Origin of the sequence: Undibacterium sp. Ren11W, from assembly GCF_049340485.1 — a bacterium.
Taxonomy (GTDB): domain Bacteria; phylum Pseudomonadota; class Gammaproteobacteria; order Burkholderiales; family Burkholderiaceae_D; genus Undibacterium.
Window position 1 is genome coordinate 600,670 of the sequence record NZ_JBMPPB010000001.1, and the last position, 19,199, is coordinate 619,868.

A 19,199-nucleotide genomic window follows, 5' to 3' on the forward strand; every position below is an offset into this window, starting at 1 on the left:
GACGATGAAGAAGGATGCACCTTTAGCGCTGGTATATGCCTGTTCTGGCTGTTCTAGTGTGGCGCAATTGGCCAATACCTGCGGCTTGCGTCTGGATCGGGAAGGCAAAGCCGAAATGTCTTGTATCAGCGGGGTCGGCGGTGGCGTGCCTTCACTGGTGACGCTGGCACAATCGGGCCGCCCTATATTAGCGCTGGATGGTTGCGCCTTAGCCTGTGTTGCTGCCTGTCTGAAAAATGTTGGAGTGATCGCAGATCGCCATCTGGTGCTGAATCGGGAAGGTGCAAAGAAACGCTTTCATACAGATGCCAGTGAAGACGAAGAAGCAAAAATTTGGCAACTAGTACAAGTTGAGCTTGACGACATGTTAAGCTCAAGCGGCAAATAATAGAGAAAGACGCCAACATGAAACGCCTAGCCTTAGCGCCGCACCGACTGTATTTTTTTCTAGGTGCCGTGGCGGTACTTTTCCTATTTGGCTGGTGGTGGTTCAGCCTCACTGCTGCCAATTTGAACCTCCTGCAAGCGGCCAATTCTATTCCTCTGCATGCGATTTTAATGCCACTGGGGATTTTCCCTTTGTTTATTCTTGGCTTTACTTTTACTGCAGGGCCGCGCTGGCTCGCAGTAAACTCTTCAGATAAACATTTTCTTGCCACCGGAGTGAGCTATTTCTCCGGGATCGTGCTGGTAGTGATTGGCGCAGCGCTGGCACCAGCGCTAGAAAGTCTCGGTTTTGGCCTGATGCTGTGTGCATGGACTAGTGCCACCTGGCGTTGGGCCAAGCTGCTCGCGGAAAGTACGATTGCTGAAAAACAGCACCCGACAGTTTTAATGGGCGCGATGATGGGTGGAGAGCTTGCCTTGGCGGCGGCCTTGGCCTGGACTCTGGGTGTGATGCAAGCGTGGATGCTAGCGCGGCAATTGGCATTTTTCTGCTTTTTATTGCCCATATTTTTGACTGTGTGCCATCGCATGCTGCCATTTTTTAGCGCTAGCGTGATCAAACCTTATCTAGTTTGGCGGCCTTACCCCTTGCTGTGGCTGTGGTTAGTTGGATGCTTACTGCTTGCTGTGGCGGGTGTGTTTTCGTGGCAATTGCTAGAGGCGACTGTCGCGAGTCTGTTGGCAATAAGTTTCGCTTATACTTCCTGGCGCTGGGGCTTGCTGGCAAGTCTACAAAATCGCTTACTGGCCATGTTGCATATGTCTTTCGCCTGGCTTAGTGTGTTTTTTGCTCTGCATGCGGCGAGTGCCTTTGGTTATCCGCTGGGCTCAGCGTCCATGCATGCGCTTGGTCTGGGTTTTATGGCGACCATGCTGGTCGCGTTTGTTACACGGGTCAGCTATGGCCATAGTGGCCGACCTTTGCTGGCCGGAAATGGGATCTGGACCATCTATCTATGCTTGCATCTGGCTGCAATTTTGCGCGTAGGAGCCAGCGTATTTGCTATGCCGAAGCTGATCAGCGTTTCGGCAAGTTTATGGTTAATCTTAATCGGCTGTTGGGTCGCCATGATACTGCCTATCTATCTGAAAGCACGGGTTGATGGACAATCGGGCTAAGGTCTCGATTTTTTTCATGTTTTCACCTATTTCGGTATCTCCGCCTTCATTCTTGGCAGCCCGGCGCCTGTACGTATCCTAGATCGGGCGGCAGAGCGTTAATTAAATGCGCTAGCTAAACGCTCGATCTATTTCTTGTTGAGGCTTCATTGGTTTTTTAATAAGTCAGTGCTATCATCAATTGGCTGTCCTATGCGGACGCCAGACAAGTGTTTAGCCCATCAATAAACCATACTGAGGTGAACTATATGCAACTCAATCCCTATCTGACTTTTAACGGTAACTGCGAAGCGGCTTTCCTGTTTTATGAAAAAAATTTGGGTGGAAAAATCGACTTTTTACATCGATATGCAGATTCTCCTATGGCTGCTCAATGTGGAGCCAGCTGGGGTGAGAAAATCATGCATGTCAGCATGAGTCTGGACGGGAAAATTCTAATGGGCTCGGATGGCGGCGGACCGGATCAACCCTACCCGGGGATGAAAGGTTTTGCGCTTTCACTCAATGTCAAAGACATAGCGGAAGCAGAAAAAATATTTTCCGCCTTATCACCTAACGCGGCCATACAAATGCCCTTGCAGCAAACTTTCTGGGCGGCCCGCTTTGGGATGTTGACCGACCAGTTTGGCACGCCATGGATGGTCAATTGCGAAGCGGCACCGGCCTGATTACTTACATCTATCGTCTCTATTCATTCGGCTGGCTCTGCTTAAGATCCAGCCGTTTTTCTATACGACGTTACGGTGTGATATAGACCAGCATCAGGGCGCCTCGCTTTCGGACAGGGCAGGGCAGGGCAAGCGATTGATGTAATCTGAGTAATAAAAAATCAAATGATACTTGTGATAAAGGATTAATTAAGGAATACTTAGCTTGAGATATTTCGGCTTCATGTTGCTTGCTTGAATAGTGTGATGTTTCTCAAAATAGGCGGGATTTGAGTCAAAAACATCGGCATTAAAATGGAAAAATCTCGATTTTAGCGGCCTGCTAAATCTTCAGAATTGAGTTACTCACTTAATGCCTAACGTATTGGATCGGTCCATCATGAAACGCCTGATCATTGCATTTTGTCTGCTCACCGCCTGCGTCACCGCAATGGCAGAGCCAGGTTATTACCTGGTGACTGTGTACGACAATAAAGGCGAAAGATCCATAGATTATCGTTACTGGACGGTAAAATTTCCTGGGCAGGATGAAACCATTTGGCCTGAGCTTGGACTGGGCTATGGTGTCACTACCCGCTGGTATACTGAATTTTTCGTAAGTTACATAGGCAGTTCAAAATCCGACTTGAAACTCGATACTTGGAACTGGCAAAACGATTACCAGATAACGCAGGGGCAGTATCCATTTGATGTGGCAATACACACCAATGTCGCACGGGCCCACGACAGTGGTGAGGGATATGCGCTCGAGATCGGCCCGGTCTTTCAAACCGATGTAGGTCGGGTGCAACTCAATGGCAATCTGTTTTTGGAGAGAAATTATCACGCGGCTTCTGCCATTGAAAATCAATTGAAATATCAATGGCAAGCCAAATATCGCTGGAAACCGCTTTTGCAAGTAGGCGTATTAGGTTTTGGCGAATTGGCAGAGTGTCGCAACGGCTGTCCACGCGATAAGCAGTCACATAGGGCAGGGCCGGCATTTTTTGGTAGTTATGCGATTGATTCTTCAATCACGATCAAATATCAATTGGCCTATCTGACGGGCTCCATTTATGGCATGCATGGCAATATGTTGACGCTACGCCTGCAAACTGTTTTTTGATATCGTGGCTAAGCTAGGATACTGATCTTAGCACTATGCATTAGCCGTTATTGTGTTCTTTACCGGGATTGCAGCTTACCAAATGAGAAGAACATTTCAGCAATTGTGGATATCGTTGTTTCTGCTGGCCCGTTGTGTCAGCGAGGTGTGTGCGGCCAACGTACAGCTTAGTCTTACCGTTCGCGATACGCTTGGCCATGTGGTGCCGGACGCGGTTGCCTATTTGGAGCCGGGGCCGGCTGCCAAGGTAGCACCCGGCGGCAAGTCTATGACCGCTGAAATCGAGCAGAGAAATAAAACATTTATTCCTTTGGTGAGCGTCATCCAGACCGGTACAGCGGTATTTTTTCCGAATAATGATACGGTCAGACATCATGCGTATTCATTTTCACCTGCCAAACCGTTTGAGCTCAAATTGTATGCCGGCAAACCGGAGGCTCCGGTGCTGTTTGATAAACCGGGCACGGTGGTGATCGGTTGCAATATCCACGACCAGATGCTGGCCTATATCCACGTGGTCGACACCCCCTATTTCGCCAAAAGCGATGTTCATGGGAAAGCGATAATTTCGCAGCTCCCGTCTGGAAAATATATTCTTAAAGTGTGGCATTACAAACAAATGGCGGGCCTTGCCAATTATGAACGTAGTGTCGTTGTCGATGATCTGAATATAGCATTGCAAGTAGAGTTAAATTTAAAAAACAATTAACGAGGTTAATGGATGCGTTTTAACAGTTTGGAGAGTCGCGTAGTCATTTTGTTTATAACCTTAATTCTGACCGTGCAAATGGTCGGGTTCTTCGTCATTCAAGATGCGATTAATAGTAATGGACGGGCGGCGATTAACGCAGAACTGAAAATAGGAGAGCGAATTTTTGGACGTTTGCTAGATCAAAATGCGCAAAAATTGATACAAGGAGCCAATGTCCTGGCGAAGGATTTTGCTTTCCTGGTCGCCATCGGTAGTCAGGATGTCGAGACGATCAAATCGGCATTAATCAACCACGGTGATCGTATCGGTGCCAGCTTGTCTATGTTGATCGGTGTCGATAGAAAAATTAGAGCTTCCACAAGCGCAGCACTAGCCACAGATTTTTTTCAGGGTTCCGTCTTGCCTTTGCTTATGCAGGCAGAACAATCAGGCAGCGCTTCCAGCACCGCAATCGTGGATGGGCGCCCCTATCAGTTAGTGCTAATACCGGTTAAGGCACCCGTCACAATAGGCTGGGTACTGATGGCTATCCCTATCGACCGCAGCATAGTGGCCGATATGCATGAACTCTCTGCCTTCGAAGTCTCGATTTTTACCAATACCGAGAATGGAAAGTGGCAAACGGATGTCTCCAGTTTACCGACAGGGCAAGCTAGGCGCCTGGCACACGTACTGCCCATCGATATAGAAAATCGTCGCGCCGGATTCGATTTCAAAATTGATGATGAAGAGTACATCGGCCAACTGCTCCCTTTAGCAAAAAATGATCAATACCGGACTATCGCGGTACTACAATTGTCCGTCAGTGAAGCCGTCGCACCATATAAAAAACTTCAATTTCGCCTATTGATACTTACCGTACTGGGAGTGGTAGTCGCTATCGTTCTTAGTATACTTACCGCCAGGCGTATCACCGGCCCGGTGCGGCAATTGCTCGATACCGCCAAACGGCTTGGTGCGGGCGATTATCGAGCCCCTATAGAAGTGAAAAGAAACGATGAGATCGGCGATCTGGCGAAAACCTTCATTAGTATGCGCGATGGCATCGCCCATCGTGAACAGGAAATCCGTAAGCTGGCGTATTGGGATCCGCTGACGCATCTGCCGAACCGTGCCCTGTTTTTAAGTATGCTTAAAGACGCACTCAGCGATGCCAGCAAACATCAACAATCTTGTTTTGTGCTGATCATGGATCTGAACCGTTTTAAGCACGTCAACGATATTATGGGACATAGCTTCGGCGACTTAATGCTGATACAGGTTGCCAAGCGTTTGACCCAAGAATTAGGGCTGGGCGGAACCAAGCCAGCCCGATTGGGCGGCGATGAGTTCGCCATTTTACTCACCAATGCCGATCTGGCGGCGGCGCATCATCTGGCGGCGCGGATTCTGCGTTCTCTGGAAACCCCTATTTCTATCGAACAGCAGACGGTTGATCTGGGGGCTGGCATAGGAATTGCCGGCTGCCCCGAGCATGCAAGTAATGCCGAAACTTTACTCAGTCATGCCGAAGTTGCGATGTATGCGGCAAAACGCAGCAATAGCGGTGCTGTAAGCTACACGCCAGAGATTGACGGCTCTAGTCAACTGCGTTTGTCACTGCTTAGTGAAATGAGAACGGCGTTGGAACAACAAGCATTTCGCCTGTATGTACAGCCAAAAATAGCGCTAGGCACAGGTCAGGTGATCGCCGTGGAAGCGTTGATACGCTGGCTCCATCCTGAACGCGGCTTTATCTATCCCGATCATTTCATTCCGTTTGCCGAGCAGACCGGATTTATCCGGCAACTGAGCTTATGGGTGCTCAATGAAGCGGCTGGTATTTGCGGGCTATGGAGTGCCCAAGGCGTGCATCTGAAAATGTCGATAAATCTCTCCACGCTTGATTTGCTGGATCAAGAATTGCCGGAGAAGTTTTCTCAAGTCTTGCACAGACATGGCATCACGCCAACGGTCTTTTGTCTGGAGATTACTGAAAGTGCGATTATGGATGATCCTGTGCGGGCCCAGCAAACGCTGGAAAAACTGCACAGCATGGGTTTCGATCTGTCGATTGACGACTTTGGCACCGGCTATTCGTCTTTGGCGTATCTGAAAAAATTGCCGGTCGACGAACTCAAGATCGATAAATCTTTTGTGCTCAACATGGAGCAGGATGCGGACGATAGCAAGATCGTCAAATCTACCATCGATCTCGGTCACAATATGGGTTTACGGGTGGTGGCAGAAGGGGTGGAAAACCTGGCAGTGATGCAATTACTCAAGGAAATGGGTTGTGATCAGGCGCAAGGCTATTACATCAGCAAGGCAATGCCCGCAGCGGAACTGCCAGCCTGGCTCTCTAGCTGGGTGCCGGCAACGCATCAAGCTTAAGCCCGGTGAGGCGATTTTAAAAACGGCATGGCCTAGCGCGCACTGTTTACGGGCTTGTACAAGGCATCTGCCCGCCAGGCCGCATGCAGTATGCGTGTTGGGGCATACTGATATGGGCGCATCGCAATTAGGGCGGTATTCTTAGTCGCCTAAGCAGTTGCCAGGTTTTACTGTCGATGATGAGGAATTCTTTTTCATCGTCACCATGCACGATGATATTTTGCACATCGTTACTCCTCGCCAGTAGCTGCCGGTTCGGGCGCAACAGCCGCACTGGTGACCCTGCAACTGGCAGTATTACCTGTTCGACGAAAAATTCTGCTGTAGAGCTGTCGGTTGGGTGATTGAGCCAGATATCGTCATTGCGCGGGTCTTGCATCAAGCTCCGTGGCGGCGCGGTTGTGTCCAAGGTATTTAGAAGTTGTCCGCTAAGCATATCGATTAGGAACAAGGTGTTTTGGGTGGCCGAAGGCAATAATAATAGAGATTGTTTCCCTCGCTGGACGATCAGGCCCGCATTCGCCAGGGTGCTGGAACTGAGCGTAAACTCAAGGATTTTTCTACGGATATTCAGATTGATTATCTGATGGAGTCCATTTTCGCCAGCGCCTATTGCATGCGTCGCATCTGCGTCAAATAAGACATGCCTTAATGGCTGCTCTAGCAAAGTGCGGCGGGGTGGAAAGGGGCCGCGTAGGGCTATCCCTTCGCCCATCTTGTAGTCATGCACAAAACCTTCGTAGACCGGTTCTGCGTGCTCGTCGTAACTCATTTCCCATAGCTCGGGGATGTCACGCATGACCGCGATAAAGCTTTTGCGCGCGGTGGCGGAATGAATCGCCGCTACCGCCGACGCTTTTCCGTTTTTATCCTTAACCTCCAGTTTGCGTATCAGCGAAAAATCGACGGCATTGAGCGCAATTAGCGTGGTCGGCCTGCTATTGGCGACCATCAAATAGCGGTCATCAGCAGACAAAGCAATCCCTGTTGTTTGCTGAGCAACCCGCAGTTGGCGACGTATTACCCCGGCTTGCAAGTCGACTTGTATGAGCCAACCCTCAGGCGACGATAGGTAAGCAAATTGATCATCGCTGCTGCGCCAGATTTTTTCATGCAGAGGGAAGGGGAAGTTAAAGCTTGCCAATATCGATTGCGCCTGTCCGTCAAACATGCTCAGTTGCTGCGCTTGGCTAACGATCAGTATCGGTGCTGAGTTTGCCTCTGCAGGCAATACCTGACTTGCTGCCAGCAGAATAAACAGCAGTGAAAAAAACCACGAACTAAGCTGCGAACTAAATCGACGAAATGAAGAGAGCATGTTGTTCAAGTAGGTAGATATGGGAGGCGTAAAAGGGAAAAGGCGCGCAAGTCAGAAGACCTGGGCGCCTCAGTAATACTTATGGACGGCTTGTTAAGTACAGGCTACTAGTTAGTCGCCAATACCCACTCTGCTAAGACCTTGATATCCGCATCGCTCACTTTAGGACCGTTCGCCGGCATGGGGATAGGACCCCAGGTGCCAGTGCTACCATCTTTAATTTTTTTCGACAGATTGGCAATTGCATCCGCATTTCCCTTGTATTTTTTAGAGACATCTTTAAATGCTGGTCCAAGCACTTTTTTGTCTATGCTATGGCAAGCCATGCAGCCATTTTTTGTCGCCAATTCAGCTCCATTACCTGCTGCATACGACGAAGTCGCGGTGAAAGACAGGGCGGCGACGCCAGCGGCAGCAACGCATGCCAGAACAACTTTAGCTAATTTCATATCCATATTCGCTCCCCTTAATACACGTCGTGTTGTGTGTTATTAATGTTGAATTTACCGGTAGGGGTGATCAATTTAGGATCTTTGATCACCGCTTTTAACTTGCGGGTCTTATCGTCGACCACGACGATGGCGGACTCTTTATCTTTAGCGCTCCAGACCGAGAACCAGACTTCATCACCGGCTTTGTTGTATTCAGGCTGGACGATACGTTTTGCGCCTTCGCCTAAGTTAGCCCATTCTGCTATAGGCAATACGGTGTAGCCTTTTTCAAAATGGTCAATATCAAATACGGCAACCGATTGACTCATTTTTGCATCTGGATTCAAAGGTGTATCTACCCACAGATTTTTCGATTTTGGATGGGTTTTTATAAACAAAGAGCCGCCTCCTTGACCTTTGATCGTATCGACTACTTTCCACGCCTGAGCTTTATGCTTGACTGGATCAGTACCTATCATGGAGATCGATTCATCGCCCAGATGGCTGGTTGCCCATACAGGACCAAATTTAGGATGGATGAAGTTCGCTCCACGACCTGGATGTGGTGTTTTGCCGACATCAACAATCGCTGCCATCTTGTCTTCTTTGGTATCGACAACCGCAATCTTGTTGGAAGCATTTGCAGCTACCAGGAAGTAACGGCCAGTAGAATCGAGACCGCCGTCGTGCAAGAACTTGGCAGCATCCAATGTCGTCATTTTCAAATTGTTGATGTCTTTATAATCGACCAACATGATTTTGCCGGTTTCTTTGGCATTCACCACGAACTCCGGACGATAGTGCGATGCAACGATAGAAGCAACGCGTGGTTCAGGATGATATTCATTGTCAACCGTCATGCCGCGAGTTGAAACGATTTTCAGAGGCTTGAGTGTATCGCCTTCCATGATGACGAATTGTGGCGGCCAGTAATCTCCGGCAATCGCGTATTTGTCTTCAAAGCCTTTGAATTTTGACGTTTCGATGGAACGCGCTTCCAGACCAACTTTCATTTCAGCGACTGTATCTGGTTTTTCCATCCACAGATCGATCAGGTTGATACGTGCATCGCGACCTATCACGAACAAATAACGACCCGAAGCGGAAGTACGCGAGATATGTACCGCATAGCCAGTCTTGACAATGTTGATGATTTTTTTGGTGTCGCCGTCGATCAAGGCGACTTCGCCGGAATCGCGCAAAGTGGTCGAGAAAATGTTGGCGATGTTGTAGCTATTCATTTTCTTGCTAGGACGTTTGGCGACAGGAATCACTTCTTTCCAGGTCGCCAACATGTCTTTCAGGCTAAATTCCGGTGGTACTGGTGGTTCTTGCTGAATGTAGCGCGCCATCAGATCGACTTCTTTGTCGGTCAACTCTCCAGATGTACCCCAGTTAGGCATACCAGCTGGTGAGCCGTAGTTGATGAACACTTTCAGGTAATCAGTACCTTTGTCGAGGGTGATCTCCGGTGTTAATGCTTTGCCTGTTGCACCTTTGCGCAAGACGCCATGGCAACCTGCACATCGCTGGAAATAAATTTGTTTGCCAAGCTCAAATTCCTCTTTGGTCATAGGAGGTGCTTTGGGGTTGATATTTTGATGCATGGCCTGGGTGGCCAAAGGTGAGCCGCCGGCCTGATATTTCAGTTCGGCCGAACCGTGCGTCTTATCTTCTTTTTTGTCTTCCGCATATGCCACTCCGAACGCGAGTGGTAAGGCTGCTAATAGGGCAACTAGTGGTCGAACTAAGGGCATACTCATTCCTGATTTCATTTTTATTTCCCCTTCTTGTTGGTAAGCTCGTATAGAAAAGCAGAAAAAAACATTGTCTAAATGTATTTTTTCTATACCAGCAGACTACGCCTGCGAAGCGGATATTTCATTGATGCCAATCAAGGATTTTTCTTAGTTTTGCCGGATCTGATATAGATCAAACTTCATCAGAAATTCTATGCAGAATTGTGGTTTTCTTGGGGAGCATGGCGTTACGGGATGTCACGAATTGCCGCTGAATTTGCCGACTCTATGCGCTGCCATGTTATTTCGACGAAGCTGAGTCTATTGTTCAAACAAAAATAAGGGGCCAGGCCGCTCGCGCATATCCCATGCGGGTTTGCGGGCATGCCGGGCTGCAAGCAGCATGGGATATGCGCTCTGGCATGGGTGCTTGGCGGCTTTAGAAAGCGATCGTAACTATTTAGCTTGCGCTGGGTGACACGCTCAAATAGTCAGATAAACAAGTAGGGGGGAATCTTCGCCGCTGATGCTCTGAGGACGCACAGTCGCACTCTCTATTTGCTCTCGGCGTTCTCGGCGTTCTTTGCGCCTCTGCGGCAACGGTCCCTTATGATTTATCTAGTTCCTTGAGCAGTTAGGCGTGATTCTGAGTCTAACCGATGCCTAGTTTTCGCCGCTGCGATGCGCACTGATTACAGCATGGGCGACGATGTCTAGTGCGGGTCGAACATTGCCTTGCTTATCGGTCCAGACTTTGGGCGTGAGCGCGCCCGATAAAGCAATGCTATCGCCATCGGCTAATCCCAATAGAGTGCTGCGCACCTGATCATTGAATGCGATCACGTTGCAAAACAAAGTGTCGCCATCGTCAGTGCTGGCGCGTATTTTACACATCACGTAGGCAGATCCAGACTGGCCACTACGTTCTTCGGCGTGGCCATACATGCGTCCGGCGATGAGTGCATCTATCATGATTTACGGCTTTCCAAGTTTGAATGGGCGCTATTTTACTCTGGAGTCATCGCATTTCAATCGAAAACGCGTCGCAACTCCGTCGCAATTTAGTCCAGGCGATAGTGCGTGAAGCGCTGCCCGGTACAGGGTGCGATGGCTTGGTAGTCGGCCAGCATGTTTTCGCGGCTACGCGCATCGCGTAGTAAAGCGGGATCTAGCGTGCAACTGATCACGCCAGCCTGATCGCTGCTGCCTTCGGCTAACAGCTTACCGTAAGGGCTCCAGATGGCGCTGCTGCCACAGGCATCCCAGCCACCAGTGCTGCCGACATGGTTGGACATCAGCACAAAGATGGTGTTGTCGAGCGCACGCGCCGGCATCCAGATCCGCGATTCGTGCTGACCATTGCCTTTGCTAAAGAGCGCGCTGACCACATACACGTGACTACCGGCCAGTGCGGCACTGCGGGCATGCTCAGGAAAACCTGAGTCGTAGCAGATCGCCATGGACAGCCGCCAATCGGCAATCTCCAGCATGCAAGCGCCGTCCTGCGCGCCAGCGCGAAAGATATCGCGTTCACTGCTGAATAAATGCTGTTTGTGATAGGTGCAGACGAGTTCGCCTTTGCTACTGATAATCAAAGAAGAAATACGAATAGCGCCTGCATTATGGGTCGCCGCGCCGACAATGGCGGCCACACCAGTGCGAGCACAGGCTTCCAGAATAGGCTGGAGGCGGAGATCGTCTTGGTTTACGGCATAGCGTTGCGGATCAGTTTTGATCAGATCAGGCTCGTAGCCGCTCAGGAACTTCTCGGGTAAGACCAATAATTGCAGCTGCGCATCAGCGGCTAGGTCGATCAGGGCTAGCACTTGGGCGATGTTGGCGACAAGGTCACCGGCAATACTATGCGCTTGCGCCACGCCCATGCGCAACATACTGCGAGGCAGAGAAAAATCAGTCATGGTCTTGTCCTATCCGGATCTCGGCAATCATTTCACCTTCCTCATCGATGCCAACTTCGATAAACCCCAGGCTGGCATAAAACGGCTTGGCTAAAGGATTGTCTGGGTGGTAGCAAATGGTGATGCGTTGCAATTGCGCTGCCGATTTGATCTCGGCAAGTACACTCTCCATCGCGCACCGACCTATGCCCTTACCTTGATGACGCTGGTCTATCATGAAGCGATGTATCCCGGTTTGATGCCGGACATCGCAATCGAAAGTGTGATACATCAAAAAACCTACTAACTCCTGATCGGCATAAATCGCCCGTGGCTGATAATCCGGGTCAAATTTCGATTGGGCTATCGAGTAGCAGTTGCTGGCCAGGTAATCCTCTTGATGCTTAAGTAGTTGCAATTCGACGACGGCGTCGAAATTGTCATAGGTGACGGCTCTGAGTTGTATTTCCATGATCGCTGATTATTTATATTGAATTTTCACATTCATCGTTTCGCCAAAAATTGGAAAAACGACCTGGCCCAGTGCGCAAGCTGTATGCGCCTTAGCGGCGTGCATGCCCGGACAGCCGCATGGGGATTGCGTGTTGGATGGGGGCGAAAAAAATCAGGGCTGCGGTTTAGCTTAGGCCTTGCTGCGCCATGATGCCCATCTGCCCCACCAAAATATGATCTGCATCTGCCACTTCTATGCAGATCACTTCGGTGGTAAATGGTTCAATTTCGCCGCTGGTGACCGCGTCATTCGGGACGCCCTCGTAAAAAATGCGTATCTCTTGATCACGCAAGTCAATAGTAGGGCCGGTAAAGTCACTTTGATCAAAATTACAGGCAACTTGCCTTTGTTCGGTTGCAAACAAGTCCAATACCCGCAACACCGTGGCGTCGGCCTTGCCGGGGCGCTTGATGGCTACGCCATAACTCAAACGATTAGCAGCAGTCCAGCCTTGTCCCTCTACCCAAAACAAGTGATCAGGGTGGACAATTAATTCTCCCGCGCTTAGTTCGTCTTCACTAATAAATTCCAGCAAAATCACAGATTCATCTGGCTTGCTGGTCACTCGCAGTATCGGACTATATGTATGGACAGTGCTAGCAGTCGACATCAGTTCTACCTGGTCGCCGACCCGCAATTGTCCTAACGGTAGTAAACCCTGTTTGGTGTGTATCAAGGTGCCGGCCACAAAGCCGCCTATCAGTGGCATCACTTTTTTGCTGGACAGCAAAGGCTCAAATGCGTCGACACTCATGATGAAAAACTCCGACAAAATGAAAGCTATGGTAGCGCCAAATGACGATTTATGCTGCAAAGCATACAAACCCTTACATAAAAAGTTTGTCGCTGGCGGTTGCAATGGGGGGCTAGCCTGCAGGCAGGGCCATTAGCTTATTCTAGCGACACTTTGCTCAACAAAATTGTCACTGCATTGCCGCCAAAACCGACCGCATTGATCAGAATTTTATTCATGTCAGAGCGTCGCTTTTGCTCGGGGATAAATGGTACGGGGATAAACTGCTGGTGCTGCAACATCAAAATCGCCAGTTCCAGACTGAGCATGCCGGAAGCACCCAGGCTATGACCAATTTTCCATTTATTTGTGGTCAGCATAGGTAGGTGTGTGCCAAAAACTGCCTGAATCGCCTTAAATTCCGCACTATCTCCCAAGATGGTGCCCGGGGCATGCAGGATGATGCAGTCGATCTCATCCGGTCCGATGGATCCCATCGCCATTTTCATGGATTTTTGGAAGCAAATAGCACTCTCCGAGAGTGAGAAATTGTAGCGCGCATCGTCGCTGGCATAGCCCACGCCTTCGATGATCGCCAGCGCATGTGGCACAATCCCAGGCTCTAAGCAGGCTACTGCTGCGCCTTCGCCCAACACCATGGTGTTTTCTTGTTTGTCAAAATCGAGAGCGCGACAAGGGTAATTGCCGTCCGCACTTGCTGCCCTTGCGGTAATTTTCAGGGCTTGCATTTGGTGTAGGGTAAACGCAGTCAGCGGTGCCTCACTGGCCCCCACTAAAAATTTCGTGGACATGCCGGCTCTGAGCCATGCCACTCCGTTTAAAACCGCGTGCAAACCGGTAGAGCAGGTGACCGAATGCGAAACCTGTGGCCCTTGTATTTTTAAATCGTGCGCCACCCAGCTAGATATGTTGCCCAGCGTCGTATTGGGCGAGCACAGCTTGGGCGTGCTGGCATTGTTCAAAAAATCTTGGTGATATTGTTCAAATAATTGGGTGGCACCGCGTGAAGAACCAAGATTAATCCCGACCTCGTCAATGCTATTCCAGCCCGCTTGTTGGATGGCTAGTCGCGCTACCAGGATGGCGTAGATGACGGTTTCATCTAGCGTTAGGTAATGTGGATGTGAGTTGCGCACTTGCGCGATCTCTGCTCGCAGGTGCTCAGGTATGCTGGCCTGAAAAAATGCTTGCCCTTGTACGTCGCGTGATCGTATGCAAGTGGCATTACTCAGATAATTTTCCCAAACTGTAACGGCGGAGTTACCTAGCGGAGACAGTGATGCAATAGCGGTGATAGAAATGGATGAGTTCAAATGAGCGGCTGTGCTGATAGCATGAGGAAAAAAGTGGCGTGAGCTTAGCACAGAAAGACTTTACACCGTCTGGGTGAGAGCAAGAATTGTTGCGTAGGATAAGGCTCAGGCCGGACAGTTTAGCCGGAGTGCGCCCCATATTTTTGAGGATTCCGGCATGGGATAGAAATAGCTGTTGTTTATTCTAAATGTTGATCAGTAGGGAAACGAAATTGATCCGTCAACAAATGATTCATAGGCATTTCCAGATTAATCGATTTGGGCGGGGTTGCTTGCTTAAACCATTTTCCGTAGATTTTACCTACCGTACCATTGATCATTTCATTGGCTAACTCTTTATCGACAAATTTTTTAAAATTTGGATCATCCTTGCGCAGCACGATGGAGTAAGTTTGGGTAGAAAGTACATCGCCAGTGATAATAAATGTTTTGGGTTTTTTTGACTCGGCGCGTAAGGCGTACAGTAAAACATCATCCATGACGAAGGCATCCGCTTTTGAATTCTCTAGTAAGGCAAAGGATGCTTGATGATTTGCAGCATTCACGACGGTATATTTTAAGTCCTTGGTTTTAGCTTTTTCTGCCAACACTTTGGCCGTCGAACTGCCTGTGGTAAGTACCAGAGTTTTGCCCTTGATATCGGGCCAATTCTTGATGGCGGTATCGTTACGCACTAACATGCGCACATTGGCAAAAAAATGTGGAATCGCAAAATTGACTAAATTACGCCTTTCCTGGTTGTTCGTGCTCGACCCACATTCTAAGTCTGCTTTGCCGTCCGCAATTGCTTTGAGCCTGTTTTCGGCATTGACCGCTAGATAATTTACGTTCATTTTTGGTAGTTTTAATTCGCGCTTGAGACTTTCAACTAGCAGCATGCAAATATCGATGGAGTAGCCTACCGGTTTCTTATCTCCCGCTAAATACGAGAAGGGGAAAGTCTCTTCTCGGTAAGCGATCGTGACACTTTGTTTTTCTTTGATGCTTGTTAATGTGTCAGCCGCAAGGGCGGTTAAAGAGCTGCATAGACTGGCAGCGAGTAGTGATTTCAGACATAGCGTGCTGAGAGCTTTGTTCATTTTTATTCCCTTTTTTCAAGAGTACTAAATACGTCAGATCGAGCCATCCGTCAGTGAGAATAGCTGATTCCGATATGTTTACAAAGGGATTTACTTGGTTTGCTGAAAGATGGATCTGTTTTCTTTTTCTGATATTTTAAACGCCACACTGATTTGATCAAATTTGAACAAATAAATACAGCAATTTTTATCAATATTGAGTTTACTTTATCTGCTGTAATGCGGCTGCTCTGACTGTTTCTGCGCATCGATTGCTTTCTAATCTGTTCTTCATCTAGCACCTTGCAGAATTTTCTTAATTTGTAAGTGTTTGCAACGGCGTACAGCGCGCTGACGGGCGGTTGTAGCTGTATCCAAGTTGTGCAAGCTCTGATTAACTTGCGCATAGTTATTTGGGAAATAACGATGTCGTGCAGTGTCGGAACTATTTTTTTTGTCACGATATTTCAGTGTTTTTACTGGGGTTCAGATCAAATGCCCTTAGTCTTATCCTCCTCTGTTTTCAGCGAAATCAACGCTGCAGTTCGCACTTATGCAAGGTCCTCAAAACTCTATTTCGGGCTAAACAGGCTTTGCAATTTAAATTGGAGAAACACATGAAAATGGTAAAAACACGGGAATTGGGTCCTGTTCGTCCTCTATTATTTGCCGCCTTAATCGTCAGCAGCTCGCCGCTACTGGCTGAGGTGAGTGCAAATGTCCTCGCTAGCGCAAGCGCTGCATCGAGCAAACTGGGCACGGTGCAATCGGTGATTGATAGCTATGTTGCGCAAAATGCGCATCCTGCTACACCGATGCGACATACTCTTAGCGGCGATACAGTGGCGACCACGATCACTCATTTTTATTATAAGGATGGGCAGATTTCGGTTTCTGGTAAGGCTGCGAATACCGAAAACTCTAGTTTCATATTGAAAGGAGATCACAAATCCCTGCGCGGCTATCTGATCAACTACGACAGCAATAAGGCCTACGAATACAGTACCGATACCAAAGGCGTCGTGAGCATTACCGAGGTGCCTATAAGTAAAATTGTCCCTGATCTGCACGAAGATTGGATCAAAGTAAGTTCAGTGCAGAGCCTGTTAGCTGCCGTGCACCCGACATACAGCCCGATGGCGCAACGACAGGCAGTGCATATCGGTCCTTACAATAACGATGATGTCACCAGACTGGAGAGTAAACCAGGTAGCCCATATGTCTTTTTTCTTGATAATCGTGAGGTAATGAGTGGCTCTACGCCTTTGAATGGCGTCAGTAAAGAGAACATGTACCGGATGTGGCAAACCGTGGCCAGTATCTATTCTCCGTATAATTTAAATATCACCACTAACCCCGCCGTGTATGCCGCAGCCAAAGCGGCCAATGTGACACGTACCGGCATCATTCATTTCTACAACCAAGATGGACGTTCGAACGCACCTCTGTGGGCTTTTGGCACTACCTCTGCAGGAACTCTATATCGCAATCCATCCTCAGGTTTTGATTACGGTTATGGTATAGGGATGACAGCGGCGCATGAAGTGGGTCATCAAATGGGCATGAATCATGATCACGGCGGTACTGGTGGTGAATATTTCGAAGGCATCGCAGCGTATCAATGGGGCCCTATCATGGGCAACTATTGGATGGGTTCAAGTTGGCCGCATAGCATGTGGACCTGGAGTAAGGGCGAATACAACACTGCCACAAATTTTGAAGATGATTTGAAGAATATGAATATCAGCGACAAAGTACCTTACATGGTGGATGACAATCCCTCTGGAAAAGCTTTGCTGGTAAGTGCTACCGGTGCCATCAATCCCTTGCAAAATTTTGGACAAATTGAAACTACCGGGGATAGCGATGCCTACACTTTTAGCGTGGCCAGTGGCGCTGTGCTTAATTTACGGATTGATCCTATCGAATATTTTGGAATGCTTGATGTCGATGCCAGTGTTGTTAATGCGGCAGGTACCGTGCTTGCGCGGAGTAATTTATCGGTGGACAGATCGGCCAGTTTTAGTAATCTGGCGCTGGCTGCCGGTAATTACAGTGTAGTTATTAAAGGTGGATCTGAAGGCACACCCAAAAACGGGTTTTCAAATTATTCTTCCCTGGGTTACTACGCCATGCAAGGAAGTTTGACTGGATCCGTAGTCACACCCGATACCATGCTTAGCAGTGGTGTACCTCTTACCGGACAAGCTGCAGCTACCGGTGGCTGGAAATATTACGCCATTGAAGTGCCTGCAGGTAAGAGCAAATTGCAATTTAGTATCAATGGTAGCAATGGTGACGCTGATCTGTTTGCGCAGCAAAGCACTAAACCAAGTACTTCGGTGTATACCTGTAAATCGGACGGCGCCACAAGGATAGAAAGCTGCAGCATCAATAGCCCGAGCGCGGGTAAATACTATCTAGGGGTGTACGCCTACGCTGGATTTTCCGGATTGACAGTGAGCGCAACCATCAGTAACTAAAACCCATAATGCGAAGTTTGCTGGTGCCGGGAATCGATGCTGCCTGTAGATCTAATGCATAGAATTTATCGTTGGTGAGACAGGATAGCAGCGCACTTGATGCGTTCGCTCCGCAAAAAAGTGCACATGGTTAGATGTTAAAAAACCGCGCAAAGTCTACAAGAGATTTTGCGCGGTTTCTTTGTCTGATGCCGGTATCTGGTTCGCGGCCGCTAATGCCTGCCAAAACGTCGAAGCTAAGTCAAAAATTCATTAAACCTGCTTTAAGTTCCAGATGGTCGAGTGGGCCAAATGGCACATATTTACCGTTTTTCAGTAAGGCCAATAGTTTAATTACGCGGATGCCAGGAAAACTACGAATGACCTTGCCTTTAAGATTAAATTGCAACTCTGCCTTGGAGAGATTAATCACCATGACTACTTCCGAATTAATGTCCATCTCAGGCATATTCGGGTGATTACTGTCGATATGAATACGCAGTGCTGCATCGGAGATGTCGACAATGGTACAGGCGCTGACCAAGGGACCGTCTTCAGATGAGAGCATTAATGGTACCGAGATCTTGACGCGTGCCTTGGCTCTTTGGTCGGTAACCACCAGGGTGTCGAGATCTGGTGTCAGTAAAATCAGGGTCGCAGGCGCATAGGGGCCATCTTTTTGGACTACCAGTTTAGTCACTTCGGTATCTACTGTCGAGACGCCTCTACCGGGCGCAGCCGATATCAGGGAAATGCTATTGCCTTTAGTAAATTGGCGCCCGCGTCCGAGCGCGGCTCGCCTTTCATAATCGAGTTTGACTTCAGAATCAGAGGTGTCCGGCACCACTAATTGAAAGCTTTTTACTTTGGAAAATGCAATTTTCTCACCATTTTGCGCAATCCTAAAGTACGCAGGATGTCCTTCCGCATCGCTCTCTACCGCAGAGGCAGAATATAGAAAATGTCCATTTACGCAATACGCAATCACCAACGTATCGAAAACGATATCCATCTTATATTCAGGATAGTAACGCTGCTTTTTGCCGATAGGGAACAGATCAATCAAAGAACTTAGCCACCGTTGTTTATCATCAGTCTGCGTATGTAAATCGCTCATGGCTGGCTTATCGTCCGCATTGCCTAGTGCTTTAGCGAATAAATGTTTTAGCACGATAAGCCTCGATGAGTAGTGAGTGAAAACTTCGCGTTCAGGGTTCGTCAAGGTGAATAGAAAATTGGTCGAGCAACGAGTTATTGGAAGCTTTGCCCCATGCGGGACCGAAATGCC

The 19,199-nt window shown here is 48.6% G+C and carries 17 protein-coding genes; 7 read left to right on the top strand and 10 right to left on the bottom strand.

The window, feature by feature from the left end:
* Nucleotides 1-4 precede the first annotated feature (4 nt).
* From ACO0K8_RS02770 to ACO0K8_RS02795, 6 genes are all read left to right on the top strand, one after another.
* Nucleotides 5-388 carry a putative zinc-binding protein gene (locus tag ACO0K8_RS02770; protein WP_422945088.1) on the top strand — a complete coding sequence of 128 codons (384 nt, stop codon included), beginning with the start codon at nt 5-7 and terminating at the stop codon, nt 386-388.
* A 17-nt stretch (nt 389-405) separates the two neighbouring features.
* Nucleotides 406-1,566 (top strand): NnrS family protein, encoded by a 1,161-nt coding sequence (locus ACO0K8_RS02775; protein WP_422945089.1) that lies wholly within the window; start codon nt 406-408, stop codon nt 1,564-1,566.
* Nucleotides 1,567-1,814: 248 nt separating this feature from the next.
* On the top strand, nt 1,815-2,234 hold the full coding sequence (locus ACO0K8_RS02780) for a VOC family protein (protein WP_422945090.1): 420 nt from the start codon (nt 1,815-1,817) through the stop codon (nt 2,232-2,234).
* Between the two features lie 379 nt (nt 2,235-2,613).
* Entirely contained in the window at nt 2,614-3,339 is a 726-nt protein-coding gene (locus ACO0K8_RS02785) for a hypothetical protein (RefSeq protein ID WP_422945091.1), read from the top strand.
* A gap of 82 nt (nt 3,340-3,421) precedes the next feature.
* Nucleotides 3,422-4,048, top strand: coding sequence for a methylamine utilization protein (locus ACO0K8_RS02790; RefSeq protein WP_422945092.1), 627 nt, complete (start codon nt 3,422-3,424; stop codon nt 4,046-4,048).
* A gap of 12 nt (nt 4,049-4,060) precedes the next feature.
* Nucleotides 4,061-6,424 carry a putative bifunctional diguanylate cyclase/phosphodiesterase gene (locus ACO0K8_RS02795; protein ID WP_422945093.1) on the top strand — a complete coding sequence of 788 codons (2,364 nt, stop codon included), beginning with the start codon at nt 4,061-4,063 and terminating at the stop codon, nt 6,422-6,424.
* A gap of 127 nt (nt 6,425-6,551) precedes the next feature.
* Here ACO0K8_RS02795 and ACO0K8_RS02800 read toward each other — a convergent pair whose 3' ends face one another.
* The 9 genes from ACO0K8_RS02800 to ACO0K8_RS02840 all read right to left on the bottom strand — a co-directional run bounded on the left by ACO0K8_RS02800 (nt 6,552) and on the right by ACO0K8_RS02840 (nt 15,470).
* The gene (locus tag ACO0K8_RS02800; RefSeq protein ID WP_422945094.1) at nt 6,552-7,742 is read right to left on the bottom strand and encodes a cytochrome D1 domain-containing protein; all 1,191 of its coding nucleotides are present in this window, start codon (nt 7,740-7,742) and stop codon (nt 6,552-6,554) included.
* A 107-nt stretch (nt 7,743-7,849) separates the two neighbouring features.
* Entirely contained in the window at nt 7,850-8,197 is a 348-nt protein-coding gene (locus ACO0K8_RS02805; protein ID WP_422945095.1) for a c-type cytochrome, read from the bottom strand.
* 11 nt (nt 8,198-8,208) lie between these two features.
* Nucleotides 8,209-9,948, bottom strand: a complete 1,740-nt coding sequence (locus ACO0K8_RS02810) for a cytochrome D1 domain-containing protein (RefSeq protein WP_422945096.1) — start codon at nt 9,946-9,948, stop codon at nt 8,209-8,211.
* Between the two features lie 627 nt (nt 9,949-10,575).
* Nucleotides 10,576-10,884: a single-stranded DNA-binding protein gene (locus tag ACO0K8_RS02815; RefSeq protein ID WP_422945097.1), complete on the bottom strand. Its 309-nt coding sequence runs from the start codon at nt 10,882-10,884 to the stop codon at nt 10,576-10,578.
* A gap of 89 nt (nt 10,885-10,973) precedes the next feature.
* Nucleotides 10,974-11,831 carry a carbon-nitrogen hydrolase family protein gene (locus tag ACO0K8_RS02820; protein WP_422945098.1) on the bottom strand — a complete coding sequence of 286 codons (858 nt, stop codon included), beginning with the start codon at nt 11,829-11,831 and terminating at the stop codon, nt 10,974-10,976.
* Nucleotides 11,824-12,282, bottom strand: coding sequence for a GNAT family N-acetyltransferase (locus tag ACO0K8_RS02825; protein WP_422945099.1), 459 nt, complete (start codon nt 12,280-12,282; stop codon nt 11,824-11,826). The genes ACO0K8_RS02820 and ACO0K8_RS02825 overlap by 8 nt, the downstream gene beginning before the upstream one ends.
* Nucleotides 12,283-12,448: 166 nt before the next feature.
* Nucleotides 12,449-13,078, bottom strand: a complete 630-nt coding sequence (locus ACO0K8_RS02830; RefSeq protein WP_422945100.1) for a hypothetical protein — start codon at nt 13,076-13,078, stop codon at nt 12,449-12,451.
* A 137-nt stretch (nt 13,079-13,215) separates the two neighbouring features.
* A complete protein-coding gene (locus tag ACO0K8_RS02835) occupies nt 13,216-14,391 on the bottom strand; it encodes a beta-ketoacyl synthase N-terminal-like domain-containing protein (protein WP_422945101.1) in 1,176 nt (391 codons plus the stop codon).
* A gap of 179 nt (nt 14,392-14,570) precedes the next feature.
* On the bottom strand, nt 14,571-15,470 hold the full coding sequence (locus tag ACO0K8_RS02840) for an amino acid ABC transporter substrate-binding protein (protein WP_422945102.1): 900 nt from the start codon (nt 15,468-15,470) through the stop codon (nt 14,571-14,573).
* 596 nt (nt 15,471-16,066) lie between these two features.
* Here ACO0K8_RS02840 and ACO0K8_RS02845 point away from each other — a divergent pair.
* Nucleotides 16,067-17,932 (top strand): pre-peptidase C-terminal domain-containing protein, encoded by a 1,866-nt coding sequence (locus ACO0K8_RS02845; protein WP_422945103.1) that lies wholly within the window; start codon nt 16,067-16,069, stop codon nt 17,930-17,932.
* A gap of 241 nt (nt 17,933-18,173) precedes the next feature.
* Here the strand turns inward: ACO0K8_RS02845 and ACO0K8_RS02850 are convergent, their stop codons facing one another.
* Nucleotides 18,174-19,082: a PilZ domain-containing protein gene (locus ACO0K8_RS02850; RefSeq protein WP_422945104.1), complete on the bottom strand. Its 909-nt coding sequence runs from the start codon at nt 19,080-19,082 to the stop codon at nt 18,174-18,176.
* Between the last annotated feature and the right edge of the window lie 117 nt (nt 19,083-19,199).